The sequence below is a fragment of the Paenibacillus bouchesdurhonensis genome, from assembly GCF_900155685.1.
Lineage (GTDB): Bacteria > Bacillota > Bacilli > Paenibacillales > Paenibacillaceae > Fontibacillus > Fontibacillus bouchesdurhonensis.
In genome coordinates, this window is sequence record NZ_LT732548.1 from 1346610 (window position 1) to 1361692 (window position 15083).

The 15083-nt window shown below is 48.8% G+C and carries 16 protein-coding genes; 13 read left to right on the top strand and 3 right to left on the bottom strand.

Translation table 11 applies throughout. The features are described from left to right. The first annotated feature begins 4 nt into the window (after positions 1-4). The 3 genes from CZ379_RS10605 (at position 5) to CZ379_RS10615 (ending at position 1612) form a co-directional block, all read left to right on the top strand. Positions 5-394 (top strand): DivIVA domain-containing protein, encoded by a 390-nt coding sequence (locus CZ379_RS10605; RefSeq protein ID WP_110931600.1) that lies wholly within the window; start codon positions 5-7, stop codon positions 392-394. A 249-nt stretch (positions 395-643) separates the two neighbouring features. Continuing rightward, positions 644-1108: a Dps family protein gene (locus tag CZ379_RS10610; protein ID WP_110931601.1), complete on the top strand. Its 465-nt coding sequence runs from the start codon at positions 644-646 to the stop codon at positions 1106-1108. A 153-nt stretch (positions 1109-1261) separates the two neighbouring features. Next, the gene (locus CZ379_RS10615; protein WP_110931602.1) at positions 1262-1612 is read left to right on the top strand and encodes a DUF488 domain-containing protein; all 351 of its coding nucleotides are present in this window, start codon (positions 1262-1264) and stop codon (positions 1610-1612) included. Positions 1613-1660: 48 nt separating this feature from the next. On the opposite strand, the gene CZ379_RS10620 is transcribed toward CZ379_RS10615, so the two are convergent. Further along, positions 1661-1996: an iron-sulfur cluster biosynthesis family protein gene (locus CZ379_RS10620; protein ID WP_234404882.1), complete on the bottom strand. Its 336-nt coding sequence runs from the start codon at positions 1994-1996 to the stop codon at positions 1661-1663. A gap of 396 nt (positions 1997-2392) precedes the next feature. On the opposite strand from CZ379_RS10620, the gene CZ379_RS10625 reads away from it, so the two are divergent. From CZ379_RS10625 to CZ379_RS10635, 3 genes are all read left to right on the top strand, one after another. Further along, positions 2393-2935: a nitroreductase family protein gene (locus tag CZ379_RS10625; protein ID WP_234405034.1), complete on the top strand. Its 543-nt coding sequence runs from the start codon at positions 2393-2395 to the stop codon at positions 2933-2935. A 697-nt stretch (positions 2936-3632) separates the two neighbouring features. After that, positions 3633-4118 carry a V4R domain-containing protein gene (locus tag CZ379_RS10630; protein WP_407668660.1) on the top strand — a complete coding sequence of 162 codons (486 nt, stop codon included), beginning with the start codon at positions 3633-3635 and terminating at the stop codon, positions 4116-4118. Positions 4119-4180: 62 nt separating this feature from the next. Then, positions 4181-4519 (top strand): cupin domain-containing protein, encoded by a 339-nt coding sequence (locus CZ379_RS10635; RefSeq protein ID WP_110931604.1) that lies wholly within the window; start codon positions 4181-4183, stop codon positions 4517-4519. An 83-nt stretch (positions 4520-4602) separates the two neighbouring features. Here the strand turns inward: CZ379_RS10635 and modB are convergent, their stop codons facing one another. Then, positions 4603-5280: a molybdate ABC transporter permease subunit gene (modB, locus tag CZ379_RS10640; RefSeq protein ID WP_110931605.1), complete on the bottom strand. Its 678-nt coding sequence runs from the start codon at positions 5278-5280 to the stop codon at positions 4603-4605. Then, positions 5277-6059 carry a molybdate ABC transporter substrate-binding protein gene (gene modA, locus CZ379_RS10645; protein WP_110931606.1) on the bottom strand — a complete coding sequence of 261 codons (783 nt, stop codon included), beginning with the start codon at positions 6057-6059 and terminating at the stop codon, positions 5277-5279. Before modA ends, modB begins: the two co-directional genes overlap by 4 nt. Positions 6060-6321: 262 nt before the next feature. Between modA and CZ379_RS10650 the strand changes: the two genes are divergently transcribed. Genes CZ379_RS10650 through CZ379_RS10680 form a run of 7 tightly spaced genes read left to right on the top strand, consistent with a single transcriptional unit; the run spans position 6322 to position 15000 of the window. Then, positions 6322-9996 (top strand): nitrate reductase subunit alpha, encoded by a 3675-nt coding sequence (locus CZ379_RS10650; RefSeq protein WP_110931607.1) that lies wholly within the window; start codon positions 6322-6324, stop codon positions 9994-9996. After that, positions 9986-11518 carry a nitrate reductase subunit beta gene (narH, locus tag CZ379_RS10655; RefSeq protein ID WP_110931608.1) on the top strand — a complete coding sequence of 511 codons (1533 nt, stop codon included), beginning with the start codon at positions 9986-9988 and terminating at the stop codon, positions 11516-11518. The genes CZ379_RS10650 and narH overlap by 11 nt, the downstream gene beginning before the upstream one ends. Continuing rightward, entirely contained in the window at positions 11511-12080 is a 570-nt protein-coding gene (narJ, locus tag CZ379_RS10660; RefSeq protein WP_110934321.1) for a nitrate reductase molybdenum cofactor assembly chaperone, read from the top strand. The genes narH and narJ overlap by 8 nt, the downstream gene beginning before the upstream one ends. Next, positions 12077-12769, top strand: coding sequence for a respiratory nitrate reductase subunit gamma (gene narI, locus CZ379_RS10665; RefSeq protein WP_110931609.1), 693 nt, complete (start codon positions 12077-12079; stop codon positions 12767-12769). The genes narJ and narI overlap by 4 nt, the downstream gene beginning before the upstream one ends. A 52-nt stretch (positions 12770-12821) precedes the next feature. Then, positions 12822-13286, top strand: coding sequence for a GAF domain-containing protein (locus tag CZ379_RS10670; RefSeq protein WP_110931610.1), 465 nt, complete (start codon positions 12822-12824; stop codon positions 13284-13286). Beyond that, on the top strand, positions 13283-14356 hold the full coding sequence (locus tag CZ379_RS10675) for a sensor histidine kinase (RefSeq protein WP_407668661.1): 1074 nt from the start codon (positions 13283-13285) through the stop codon (positions 14354-14356). Before CZ379_RS10670 ends, CZ379_RS10675 begins: the two co-directional genes overlap by 4 nt. Continuing rightward, positions 14353-15000, top strand: coding sequence for a response regulator transcription factor (locus tag CZ379_RS10680; protein WP_110931611.1), 648 nt, complete (start codon positions 14353-14355; stop codon positions 14998-15000). Before CZ379_RS10675 ends, CZ379_RS10680 begins: the two co-directional genes overlap by 4 nt. The last annotated feature ends 83 nt before the right edge of the window (positions 15001-15083 follow it).

Here is a 15083-nt window from a genome sequence, read left to right on the forward strand (position 1 = left end):
CATTATGCAAGAAGAATATACGCGCAAGCTGGAGGATCAGAAAGGCTTATTCAAGCAGCTTGGCATTAAGATGGATGCATTGACTATTCATGAGAAAGATTTTGATGTGAAGATGCGCGGATATGAGAAAGAGGAAGTAGACCGTTTCCTGGATGACATCATCGTGGACTATGAAAGATTTTACGATATCATCACGGATCTGTTGGATAAATATAAGGAGATTCAGCGCCGTCAGGCTTATCTTGAAGAAGAGAAGAAGGCACTGTCGATCCGCAAGGTAACTACCGATTCCAGCAACGTTATCGAGCGCCGGCTCGTAGAGGACGGCATCCGGCAAATGGAGCGCAGCCTGGAGCAATTCAAACTGCATATTCGCAAGGAATTTGATGTATAAGTAGGACTGGTGCTTGGAGCGCCGGTTCTTTTTTTTTGTATAAAAAGAGTCCGTATTGCGCAAAATTTCACTAAAGCGTTGTTCCTTTCATAGGATGTTCATGCTTTATTCATTGCATAAAGTGGAGGGACATGGTATTATATATTTAGGATTTAGATCTAGTCTAAATTTAAAAGAATCTAAAGAAATGAGACTCTTATGGCTAGGCTGATGAGTATCATATTTTAATTTTGAATGGAGGAACCATTAATGTCGAACCAAGTACTAACTGAAACCAATCAAACTCTGCATCAACAATTGAACCTGCAAATCGCCAACTGGACGGTGCTGTATACAAAGCTGCATCATTTCCACTGGTATGTGAAAGGGCCTCAATTTTTTACGCTGCATGAGAAATTCGAGGAGCTATATGATGAAGCGGCTGGATACGTGGATGAAATTGCTGAGCGGCTGTTGGCCATTGGCGGCAAGCCTATTAGCACCCTCAAGGATGCCTTGGCTCAGACGACGATCTCCGAAGCGGCAGGCAATCAATCTGCAGAAGAGATGGTCGCAGCTGTAGTAGCCGACTTCGAATCGATCAGTCAAGAGCTGAAGAGCGGAATGGAAGCGGCAGAGCAGGCCGAGGATGAAGCAACCGGGGATTTGCTGCTTGGCATGCTGTCGGCATTAGACAAGCACAGATGGATGCTGAACGCTTATTTGGGCAAATAATTTCATAGGTATGTCTATGGAACCTGTTCGATTGGGATGATACCCTGCGGACAGGTTTCTTAGCCTGCAATTGCGACACCGAGTCTTATGCAAGGTAGGTGCTTTAGTATTATGGATGTCTATGCAATAAGCCAGTAAAGGGGAAATAATACCGTGCTGAAATTAAAAAGAATTTATGAGAGTCCCGCCGTGGAGGATGGCAAGCGCATCCTTGTGGACAGGATATGGCCTCGCGGCATCAGCAAAGCCGAAGCTCAGCTCTTCTTATGGTTAAAGGAAGTCGCCCCAAGCACCGAGCTGCGAAAATGGTTTGCCCACAAGCCTGAACGTTTCGCCGAATTTTCCAAGCTTTATGAGCAGGAGCTGGCTGCGCAAGAAGCAAAAGCGTATATTGAACAATTACGTTCCTGGATAGAGATAGAAACGGTCACTTTACTGTACGCAGCTAAGGATCAGAAGCATAACCATGCACTTGTGCTGCAGGAAGTACTGGAACGTGAATGATGTGCAGTGATCATACAGCCCCTGGCATTCTAAAGCATGATCCACACGCTATTTCGCGGTTGCATGACGCATGTCCCGAAGCTGGACATTAGAGCTGTAAGTTGCCGCTTTACTGCTTAATTTGAAGGCAGGGTAGTTCTCCTCCGCATCAAGCCACAGTGTATCCTCATAGAAGATTTGATGCTGCTGATCGATGACAAAGGACAAGTCACCGGCATCAATCGGAAGGTCAAATTGACCTTTCTCGTTTTGAATCAGCAGTGTATTCACGCCGTCACAGCCGCAGCCTTCCGTGTCGTAATACAGCTTGATCACACCGGGCTGTTCCCCTAATTTCTCCTGAAGTCTGCGCACGGCTAACGGCGTTATTTCTAATTTTATCATTGTTATTGCTCCTTTCTTTTTATACAAGATGAACTTTAAAAAAGGGATATAAGCAAGGGAGAAAAATGATTCTGAAGAAACCGAAAGCTTTCTGAAAGAAAGCTGCTTCGAAAGCATAAGCTTGTGGTCGCCTTTGCGGTCGCCTTTGTTCCCGGATTTCTAGCCCTTATGAGTCCATATCTCCAAAAAAATCTGGGGACAACAGCGATCGTAGAAACATTTTACGTACTTGCGTATTTGCCTACATCCCTTTCAACGGTTTGACTTATATAATCCACTACTTGTTTTGATTATAGATATTATTTTTTATTCAATCAAATTTCCATTGATTAAATTTTGAATTATAATAGTAAGCAGATTGGATTTATCGTCTATGGTGGCGAATCTTTGGAATGGATGGTGATTCAAATGGACGTATTGTCGGCAATTCAGAAACGGAGAGAGATCACGGCTTACAAAGAGATGTCTATTTCAGAGGAGGACTTAAGCAAGCTCAAGACGGTCTTGTATCAAGCTCCTACCGGAAATAATTTGCCCTCAAGGGAATTCATCCTGATTACGAACAAGCCGCTTCTGGCGCAACTGAGCAAGACGACGCCTTATATGCGGTGGCTGGAGCAGGCTGCGGCTGGAGTAGTTATTATAGGCCACGAGGAACTGAGCAAGTATTGGCTGCAGGATGCTTCGATTGCTGGAGGATACTTGTGGCTGGCGGCGACATCCCTTGGACTCGGGGCAGCCTGGGGAGCAGTCTATCATGCAGAAGATCAGCAAGAATCTGCTCAACGGGAAAGCTATGTACAGGATTTGCTGGATATTCCGAAGAAGTATCGTGTAGTGGCGATTCTGGGAATGGGCTATCCGGCCAATGACCCGCCTCCGAAGAAAATGTACGCTGAGGACGTGGTGTTTCATTTGAATGGCTATAGCGCACGATGAACGCAGGCGCACAGCTCGTAGCGTGTGGCGATTCGCTGTATGATGGCGGTCGGTCGATCACGTTAACAAGTAGGCTTTCCATGGAGAGTGATGCATGGGAAGCTTGCGTTCTTTTGTAGATTTCAGATTGCCATCCGACCCGACAAGATTAACTGCCAACCTCCCTCACAAGATTAGATGGAATTTTGGTATTAAAAATATGCAATCTAGTGCAAGGTGTATGATTAACTGGATTTTGTGTCATTAATTCAAGGGTTTTAAGCTGGACAATGTTATTGAAATGATTTAAATACATGGAATCCAACTAACTCTTCAGATTGCTCTATTACCCTAAAACTAAGTACAGAGAATCCAGTAAAACCGAATAAGGATACAGGGCTTCGCCTACGGGGCATCATTCATTGTTTATCATCTATCATCTATCATCTATCGATCATCACCTACCACCTATAGTTATCAAATATTGACTCTCACCTCTCTCTCATCGGTTAATAGAAATTGGCTAACTGGTATTTGCGATAAGCAGTGAAATAGTCGTCAATCACCGCGTTATTATCGGCGTGCGTACTGCTCCCTGTGCGCATGGTGCCGATGGGGGCATGCTGCAGCGCAGCGCTATTTAATCTTTTTTGATTTGTGACTAAAATCACAAGGGAGAAAAATGAATGCCCTACAATAAGGGTAAGAGTTATTGCAAATGAAGAAACGAGGTGCTTGTATGGGGGGCGTGAATACTTTGCAGGAATTCTCTTTTGACGATATGAAGAAAATTTCAAGGACAGCATTGGGAAACACGGTGCCGATCGAGCTTTATCGAGCTATTCGACTCATCGGCATGTACCAAGGCCTTCCGATGAAAGGGAGGGGAACAACATTGACGGTTGGGCGGAAAATTGGCGAAAGCCTGCCCGTGCAGTCCGTGCAAGAACTGCTTGATTTATTCCGCGAGCTGAAGGTGGGAGATCCTCAGATCGTCCTGGAAGAAAATAATAAGCTTCATATTGCGGTGAATGATTGCTTTTGCGTAGGACTGCCTGAGATCGAAGGGAATCTGGTTTGCGACTTGGAAGGTGCCATTATGGAGGGAGCGCTTAGCAAAATGATGGACAAAAGAGTGTCTGTCAGGGAAATCAAGTGCAATGTCAATGGCGATGATTGCTGCGAGTATGAGGTGCGACTCTAGACTCTAGAGATGGTACAAGCAGCGCTTAATACAGCTTCATTATTATAAGGAGGATGATCAGGATGGAGAAGAAAAATCTTGCTCAGTATCAAGAATATGTGGACAACAAATTTACAAAGCGCATTGTCTTTAAGGAAGAGGAAAATGTTATTTTCGTATTGAACTTTGCTCCAGGGGCGGAGCTGCCGACACATAAGCATCCTGGTGCAAATGTATATATATTGGTTCTTGAAGGCGCTGGTGAAGTAACGTCTAACGGACAGCCATCGGCTGTTGCCAAAGGGGACGTTCTTCATATTACCGGGGACGAGGATTTCTCTTATCGCGGCGGGGAGTCAAATTCCAGCCTGTACGTTGTATTGACGAAGACTCCCAACGAAAACTACGCCAAGAACGTTTAAGGCCAGTGCCGAGCCGAACGACTTGAACTTATGTTGATAGAGCTGATTTCAAAAAAAATGGTGAACAAGGATTCTTCCTTTGTTCACCATTTTTTATTTTTTTGCCTAGTAAACAGCAGCATCAGGAAGGAAATGAAAATGATCGTAATGGTCCAGGCCCAGGCTAAATTGGTATTCCCAGAATCTACCGCGACGTAGATTGCGGTGGGAAGCGTCTGGGTTTTGCCTGGAATATTGCCAGCGAACATGACGGTAGCTCCAAATTCCCCCAGTCCCCGGGCAAATCCAAGGATATAGGCCGTAATCAGGGATGGACTGCTAAGCGGCAGAGTGATATAGCGGAATACTTGCCATTCATTGGCCCCGCTCGATCGCCCCGCATCCTCTAGTTCTTGCTCTATCGAGGCGAACGCAGATTTCATCGTCTGGTAGACAAGCGGAAATGAGACGACAACGGAGGCGATGACCGCCGCCCACCAAGAAAATACGAGCGGTGAGGAGAAGAGCCATTCGACAAAACGGCCGACCCCGCTCCTTCTGCCCAGAAGGACAAGCAGCAAAAAGCCTATAACCGTAGGAGGCAGAACAAGTGGCAGCATAAGTACAGTCTCAAGTAAAATTTTTCCCTTCCATGGCCGACTGGCCATCCAGCGGGCTATGACTGTGCCGAGAATCGTGGCTAGCACACTGGACAGTAGGGCGACTTGCAGGGATAGGCGGATAGGCTGCCAAAATTCATGCCAAGGCAGTTGCATGCTCATAAGTTCTGAGCGGGAGTGAAGCCGTATTTAACAAAAACATCCAGTGCGTCTTTGGATTGAAGATAGTTATACAGCTCCGCCGCTTCCTTGTTATGCTTCGTAGACTTAATGACGCCGATTGGATACTCGACAGGAGTATAGGTCGCGGGATCAACGGGAAAGGCGATCTTTACCTTTGTAGAGGTCAGCGCGTCAGACTGGTAGACAAAACCTGCATCCGCATTGCCGGTCTCTACATATTGCAGAACCTGCCGAACATCCTTGGCTTGAACGACCTTAGGCTGGAGGATGTCCCATAGCCCGGCGAACGTCAAAGCTTCTTTGGCATAGCTCCCGGCTGGAACGCTTTCTGGAATTCCTACTGCGATCATTTTAATCTGAGTGTCGTTCAAATCTTCCAGCCGCTGAATCTCTTCTGATTGGTCATCAGGTATGATAACGACAAGTTTATTCGTCAGCAGACTTATGTGCTGCTCAGCATCGATGATGTCTTGATCTAGAAGGAGATCCATATTTTTAGCTGCTGCCGAGAGAAATAAATCAACAGGCGCTCCTTGCTCGATTTGTGTCTGCAAGGCGCCGGAGCCTCCAAAATTAAATGAGAGCTTAACGGCAGGATGCTGTGCTTCATAGGAGGCTTGGATATCTTTCATAGCGTCGGTAAGGCTTGCTGCCGCTGAAATGGTTAGCTCCACCTGTTCTTTGGGGACAGCATTGCAGCCGGTAAATATAAGGGACATGAATAGGAATAGGGCGGGAAAGGTACGCAGGTTTTTCATACATACGGACTTCCTTTCAAGATAAGATTCAGTTTCGTTGGACGTTTCGCGTTTCATTATAAGTGGATGCCGACCGGGAAGTAAACCCTGTTTGCCTCCGAGAAGGCGATTCCTGAAAGAAAGAGGGATTTCCCCGAAACGATATTAGGACTTCCCCTTATAGGAATGAGAAGAGCTCCCTCTCATAATTAACATATAAGAATAGACAAATTATTGATTCCCGTCATATCTTTGTCATTCGGCAGAAGGAGTGATTCGTCCAGTGAAACGGAAATTCGGGCTCAGATTTTTTAAGCCGACAGAAAGCTACTCTGATAATTGGTCGATTCTTGAAGAGAAGGATCGTACTTGGGAGAATATGTACCGCGGGCGTTGGGCGCATGACAAGGTTGTTCGCACGACGCATGGTGTCAATTGCACCGGCTCTTGCAGCTGGAAGGTATTCGTGAAGAATGGAATCATTACCTGGGAAAACCAGCAGATCGACTATCCGTCATGCGGCCCGGATATGCCAGAGTTTGAACCGCGCGGCTGCCCGCGCGGCGCTTCATTTTCGTGGTATGAATACAGTCCGCTGCGGGTGAAGTATCCATATATGCGGGGCCGTCTGTTGAGAATGTGGAAGCAAGCCCTAGAGGACACGACCGATCCAATAGCGGCTTGGGCAAGCATTGTGGAAAATCCGGAAAAGGCGAGATCCTACAAGCAGGCCAGAGGAAAAGGGGGGCATGTCCGCGTATCCTGGGAGGTTGCAACGCAGTTGATTGCGGCACAGCTCATTTATACGATCCGCAAGTACGGCCCGGATCGGATTGCCGGCTTCACGCCGATTCCGGCGATGTCGATGATCAGCTACGCATCGGGCGCCCGGTTCATCTCTCTATTGGGCGGCGAAATGCTTAGCTTCTATGATTGGTATGCCGATCTTCCGCCCGCCTCGCCGCAAATATGGGGCGAGCAGACAGATGTACCGGAATCCAGCGATTGGTACAACTCAGGCTACCTGATTATGTGGGGCTCTAACGTACCGCTTACGCGTACACCCGATGCCCATTTTATGACCGAGGTTCGATATAAAGGCACGAAAGTGGTGTCGGTTGCGCCGGACTATGCCGAAAACGTCAAGTTCGCAGACAACTGGCTGGCGCCGAATCCGGGGACGGATGCGGCGATTGCCCAAGCGATGACCCATGTTATTTTGAGTGAGTTCTATCATGAGCGTCAGGAGCCGATGTTCCTTAACTATGCCAAGCAATATACAGACATGCCGTTCCTTATTCTTCTGGATCCGCATGAAGGCAGCTACAAAGCAGGGCGCTTCTTGCGGGCCAGTGATTTAGGGGACGCATCAGAGCATGCGGAGTGGAAGCCGGTTATACTCGACGAAGCCACAAATGAGATTACGGTTCCCAATGGAACAATGGGGCAGCGGTGGGAAAAGGACAAGAAGTGGAATCTGATCCTGGAGCGCGAAGACGGTACGAAGATCATGCCGGCGCTGTCCGTGGAAGCCCACAGCGCACAGTGGGAAGAAATGGTGTTCCCGTTCTTTGATCATACCGGAAACGGAACCTTCAAGCGTCTGATTCCAGCCCAAAAAATCCAACTGGCTGATGGCACAGAACGTCTAGCTGTTACTGTATATGACTTAATGCTGAGCCAATATGGCGTACGACGCAGTGGAAGCAAGCATGAAGCGGCTGGATATGATGACGCATCAACGCATTATACCCCCGCATGGCAGGAAGCTATTACGGGCGTCAAGCCTTCCATCGTCATTCAAATTGCTCGTGAATTTGCCCAGAATTCATTGGATACCGGGGGACGCTCCATGATTATTATGGGGGCCGGGATTAATCATTGGTTTAACAGTGATACGATTTATCGTTCCATTCTGAACCTAGTCATCTTGACGGCATCGCAGGGTGTGAACGGCGGCGGCTGGGCGCATTATGTAGGACAGGAGAAATGCCGTCCGATCGAAGGCTGGTCCGCGATTTCCTTTGCCAGGGACTGGCAGGGCGCCTCGCGTCAGCAGAATGCCACGTCGTTCTTCTATTTTGCAACAGATCAATGGAAATACGAGGAGACGGGTACGAATTCGCTGAAATCGCCCACCGGGGGAGAGGTTCGGTACGAACATCCCGCGGACTACAACGTGCTTGCTGCTCGCTTGGGCTGGCTGCCGTCCTATCCGCAGTTTAACAAGAGCAGCCTCGCCTTTGCTGAAGAATCCGCCCGGCAAGGAAAAACAGATAACGACAGCATTATTAAGCAGGCATTGGAGCAGGTCGTATCCGGAGAAACCAAGTTTGCTGTTGAAGATCCGGATGCACCGGAGAATTTCCCGCGCACCTTATTTGTGTGGCGCTCGAATCTGATATCGAGCTCCGCCAAGGGGCAGGAGTATTTCATGAAGCACTTGCTCGGTGCTGCGGATGGGCTGTTGTCTACGCCGAATGAGGAGGAGAAGCCTGAGGAAATTACGTGGCGCGAAGATGTCGAAGGAAAGCTTGATCTTCTAGTTGCGTTGGACTTCCGGATGACATCGACGCCAATGTATGCCGATATCGTATTGCCTGCCGCGACCTGGTATGAGAAGACAGACTTGTCTTCTACGGATATGCATCCGTTCGTGCATCCGTTCAACCCGGCGGTCGATCCTTTGTGGGAATCCCGTTCGGACTGGGATATTTACCGGACGATTGCGAAAGATTTCTCGGACATGGCGAAGAAGCATCTCCCCGGCGTATATAAGGATGTCGTGACTACACCGCTTGCCCATGATTCCGTGAATGAAATCGCCCAGCCTTACGGAGTTATCAAGGATTGGCATAAGGGTGAAGCTGAGCCGATTCCTGGCAAGACTATGCCGAATCTGACTATTGTCGAACGCGACTACACGAAGATTTATGACAAGTATATTACCCTTGGGCCGAATTTGAGCACGGGCAAGGTAGGAGCCCACGGTGTCAGCTTCTCTGTGGCCGAGGAATATGAGGAATTGAAGCGCATCAACGGAACTTATCATGACGATTCGATCAAAAATGGGCTGCCGAAGCTCCATACCGCTCGCCACGCCGCAGACGCCATCCTGAATCTATCGTCCGCGACGAATGGCAGGGTATCCCAGCGCGCATGGGAATCGGCGGAACAGGATACGGGCGTTGCGCTCAAAGATATTTCCGCAGATCGGGCTGCTGAGCGAATTACGTTCCAGAGCATTACGGTACAGCCGCGCGAAGTCATTCCAACCCCGGTGTTCAGCGGATCGAATAAAATGGGACGGCGATATTCCCCATTCACTACAAATATCGAGCGCCTTGTGCCATTCCGTACGCTTACAGGCAGACAGCACTTCTATATCGATCATGAGTTGTTCCTGCAATTTGGCGAAGCATTGCCGGTCTATAAGCCGACTCTGCCGCCCATGGTGTTCGGCCCTCGGGACAAGCAAATTGTCGGTGGTACGGATGCGCTTGTACTTCGTTATTTAACGCCGCATGGCAAATGGAATATTCACAGCATGTATCAGGATAATCTCCATATGCTGACCTTGTTCCGCGGCGGTCCGACGGTCTGGATCAACGATGAGGATGCGGCTGACCACCAGATTCAAGATAATGATTGGCTGGAAGTGTACAACCGCAACGGCGTCGTTACAGCGCGGGCCGTCGTTAGCCATCGGATGCCAAGAGGCACGATGTTCATGTATCACGCACAAGATAAGCATATTAACGTGCCGGGCTCCGAGATTACGAAGGAACGCGGCGGAAGCCACAATGCGCCGACGAGAATTCACGTTAAGCCGACGCAAATGGTAGGCGGATATGCTCAACTCAGCTACGGCTTCAACTATTACGGACCGATTGGGAATCAGCGGGATGTCTATGTTGCGGTTCGTAAGATGAAGGAGGTTGACTGGCTTGAAGATTAAAGCACAAATCGCCATGGTCATGAATCTGGATAAATGCATAGGGTGCCATACCTGCAGCGTGACCTGCAAGAGCACTTGGACAAATCGGCCGGGCGCAGAATATATGTGGTTCAACAACGTCGAGACTAAGCCAGGGATCGGTTATCCAAAGCGCTGGGAGGATCAGGAGCAATATAAAGGGGGCTGGACGCTGAAGAACGGGAAGCTTGAATTGAAATCCGGGAACAAGCTGTCCAAGATTGCCCTCGGCAAGATCTTCCACAATCCGGATATGCCTGAGATGAAGGACTACTACGAGCCGTGGAACTACAACTATGAGCACCTTACCAACGCAGGCGAGAAGAAGCACCAGCCGGTAGCCCGTCCGAAGTCGGTAATTACGGGCGACAATATGGATCTAGAGTGGGGGCCGAACTGGGAGGACGATCTGGCGGGTGCCCATGTGACGGGGCCGAGGGATCCAAACATCGAGAAGATCGAAGAAGAGATTAAATTCAATTTCGAGCAGGCCTTTATGATGTATTTGCCGCGTCTTTGCGAGCATTGCCTGAACCCGAGCTGCGTGGCGTCCTGTCCGTCGGGAGCGATGTACAAGCGCGACGAGGATGGCATCGTACTTGTCGATCAGGAGGCTTGCCGAGGCTGGCGTTATTGTATGACAGGCTGCCCGTACAAGAAAGTATACTTCAACTGGCAGACGAATAAGGCGGAGAAGTGCACCTTCTGCTTCCCGCGGATCGAAGCCGGGCTTCCGACGGTATGCTCCGAGACATGCACGGGACGTATCCGCTACCTTGGCGTATTGCTGTATGATGCTGACCGGGTGCAGGAGGCGGCTTCCATGCCGGATGAAAGGGATCTGTATCAGGCTCAATGCGATTTATTCCTAGACCCGAATGATCCCGCAGTCATCGCGCAGGCCCGTGTAGACGGCATAACGGAGGAGTGGATCGAGGCGGCCCAGAATTCGCCGGTTTACAAGCTGGCCATTGAGTACAAGCTGGCTTTCCCGCTGCATCCGGAATACCGGACACTGCCGATGGTATGGTACGTACCGCCGCTGAGCCCGATCATGAATTACTTCGAAGGCAAGGATTCGATTCAGAACCCGGATATGATCTTCCCGGCGATTGAAGAAATGAGAACCCCAATTCAATATTTAGCCAATATGTTAACCGCCGGCGATCCCGAGCCTGTAAAAGAATCGCTGCAGCGTCTGGCGATGATGCGTTCGTATATGAGATCCACACAGACGGGCAAAGCCTTCGACGAGGAGCGGCTGAATCGCCTGGGATTAACCGCGCACCAGACCGAGCAAATCTATCGCCTGCTGGCTATTGCCAAATATGAGGATCGATTCGTAATCCCGACATCCAATAAAGAAACGTATTTGGACACCTATCACGCCCAGGGCTCGGCGGGCTTTGGAATGGATTGCGGAGGCTGTGGAGTTAGCGGATCACCTGGAACGAACAATGCGAAAGAAGAAGATCACTTCTATGGGGGAATATGGCGTGATTAATCTCGAGAAGCTGTATGAATATAAGCATATATTCGGTTTTTTCGCCCAGCAGTTAACGTACCCGGAGAAGCTTCATTACCATCCGTCTGTCATGGAAGAACTGCTTACCTCTGATAACCCGGCTTATGAGCATGTTGAGCGATTCTGGGATTTGATCCAGGGCTGCAGCATGGAGCAAATGGAAGAGCTGTATGTACAGACCTTTGATTTTCAGAAGGATTCGACCTTATATATGACTTATTTTAAATTTGAAGATACAAAGGAACGCGGTCAGATGCTGGCCAAACTGAAAATTCTCTATCAAATGTTCGGGCTGGAAATGCCGGATCATGAGCTCTCTGACTATTTGCCGCTGATGTGCGAGTTTATCTACGCTGCAAACTGGCAGGGAAATGCACAGGCAGAGAAGGATTTTAGCGTGCTGGCAGGCGTCATTGAGGATGGCACCTATCATTTGCTGAAATCGCTGGAAAAAAACAAAAATCCCTACTATCACCTGATCAAGGGCTTGCGGGAAACACTTAAAGCATGCATTAGACAGGAGGTGCCAAACGAGCGATGAGCCTATTGGACCAATTTCTGTGGGTGATTTTCCCTTACCTTTGCCTCGTACTATTTGTTGTGGGTCATATATACCGTTACCGCCATGATCAATTCCACTGGACAGCCAAGTCCAGCGAATTTATCGAGAAGAAGCATCTGAAGCTCGGCAGCTTGATGTTCCACCTGGGCATCATTCCCGTGGCCTTCGGACATATCGCGGGACTGGGAATTCCCAAGGAATGGACACAGGCACTCGGGATTAGTGATCATTTGTATCATCTTGGCGCAACGTATGTGGGAGGGTTGTTCGGATTCATCACACTGGGAGGAATGCTGCTGCTGACTGCCCGGCGGCTGACGATCAAAAATGTGAGGAGATTAAGCTCTGCCTCGGACATTCTCGTAAACCTGGTATTGTTATTTATTGTCTTCATGGGCATGTACAGTACAATCATGACCAATGCCGTCCAGCCTGATTTCGATTACCGCTCGACAATTTCCGTATGGTTCCGCAATTTGTTCATCCTTCGACCTGAGGCGAGCTTCATGGCGGATGTGCCGATCTCGTTTAAAATTCACATTTTGGCCGCCTTCTTCATCTTTGCGATGTGGCCCTTTACAAGGCTGGTTCACGTCTGGAGCGTTCCATTGAATTATGTGGGCAGAAGTTATATCCTATACAGAAAGAACCGTAAACAAGGATTGTAGAGAGAAGGCTTGAATGCCTTCTTTCTTTTCAATAAGCAGGGGTGGAAATAGGATGAAGGATGAACCGAATTTTGATTTTCAGCAAGCGATTGATTCCCTTCGGGAACGATTCGCCTTTGATTTTGTCTCGATCGCGCTTGTTCAATCTGCAGCCGATCAATTTGTACTGACCTGGCAGTACGCATCAGGCAATTTGAACGAACGCTATAAGCGGATTGTACTGCATTCGGGTAAAGGGATCGCCGGTATGGTGTTCAAGACGGGTAAGCCGATGATCATTCAAAATATAGCCGATGAACTTGATCCTAACGATTTGTTCAATTACCCGATTATTGTCGCGGAGCAGCTTCAAACCGTATGCGCCGTCCCTCTATGGAAGGAAAGCCGCGTGGATGGCGTATTATTAGTAGGCTTTCGCCAAGGAAACCGATTAACCTCCGCCTTGCTCGATGAATTTAGGCAATATTTAGACCCGTCATTCGGCCCCTATTTCACCAGAGAGCTGGTAGAGGAGTGAGCCCTTTGCTCGATATTCCAATGTCCGATTTGCTAAGAAGCATGTATAAGAACAGCATCGAGGCCATATTCTTCGTCAATTCAGAGGGAGAAATCCTGCATATGAACCCGGCTGCGGAGAATATTCTGGATCTGGATGTGATCGAACAGATGCATAAAGGAGAAGCGATCTCGATTTGCAACTCCTGCGCTGGCTATACGAATGAAGAATCGGTAATATCTTGCATGAATTGTTTCTTGAGGAATTCGAAGGAAGACTTCTCTTCCTTTCAAGTTTATTTGAATACACGGGGAAAAGGGCTCGTTCCTTATGCAGCAAGTTTTCATGTGATCGATGAGGCGGAAGGCATCCGCGCCTTCATGCTGCTTAACTTAACGAAGCAATACCGGACTCAGGAAATGCTGCACCAGACCAATATGACCAAATATGTGATCAAAGCGCAGGAGGATGAGAGAAAGCGGATTTCGCGCGAGCTGCATGATAGTGTTGCTCAGGAGCTGTTAAGCTCCCTCGTCGATTTGCGCGTTCTCAAATATATGAATGCCGATGAAGTCGTCCTGAACAAGCTGCAGCAGACGGAAGCCTCGTTAACCCGGCTGCTCGATGATATCCGGCGGCTGGCCGTGGAACTGCGTCCGGCAGCTTTGGATGATTTCGGGTTGGAGGCGGCTTTTCGCTCCCATTTTAAGTGGCTGGAAAAAAACTATGGGCTGCTCCTGGATTTTAAGGCCGAGCTATCCGCTGCAAGGTACAGCAATGAGCTGGAGACTGTCGTCTATCGGATTTGCCAGGAAGCGGTGCTGAATGCGCTGAAGTACGCGAATACAGATGAAATCCAGGTCAGGCTGTTTGAGGAGGACGGAGAGCTGCAGCTCATTGTACAGGATGAAGGCTCAGGCTTTCAGTTGAACACAAGGGATCCAAGAGGAACAGGACTCGGCTTGTTCGGCATGCGGGAGCGCGCCGAGCTTGTGCATGGCCAATTGATCATTTTATCGGAGGTAGGTGTAGGAACGACGATCCATCTGCGAATTCCGTTGTCGCCTAACCAAGGAGGGGATAAGGAATGAAAATTGTCATCGCCGATGATCACGCCGTCGTTCGCAGCGGCTTCTCCATGATCCTGAATTATCAGCCCGACATGGAGGTCGTGGCTACGGCTGCGGATGGAATCGAGGCGTATCAAATGGTTGCCAAGCATAACCCTGACGTCTTATTGATGGATTTGAGCATGCCGCCGGGAGAAAGTGGATTGATAGCGACAGGCAAGATCAGCAGCGATTATCCGGGCACCAAAATATTGATTCTCACCATGTACGACGATGAGGAGTATTTGTTCCATGTGCTCAAGAACGGGGCCGCAGGCTATGTGTTAAAAAATGCGCCGGATGAGGAACTGCTGACAGCGATTCGTACCGTTCATCAGGGGGGGACGTATATTCACTCCAAGATGGCGACATCCCTTGTAAGAGAATTCATTAAGAAGGATCTGGAGTCCAGCGATTCCGACCCTTTTAACCTTTTAACCAAGCGGGAAATTGAAGTGCTGCCGCTGGTCGCCAAGGGCTATGGGAACAAAGAAATTGCCGAGAAATTGTTCATTTCTGTCAAGACGGTAGAAGTGCACAAGGCGAAAATCATGGAGAAGCTGGGCTTAAAGAGCCGCCCGGAATTGGTGGAATATGCCCTCAAGAAGAAGCTGCTCGACTTTTAATACTATAACCGCACAATATTTAGGGAATTCCTCCGAAGGATCAGGGGATTTCCCTATTATTTTTCTCTGCGTGCTGCATTTAC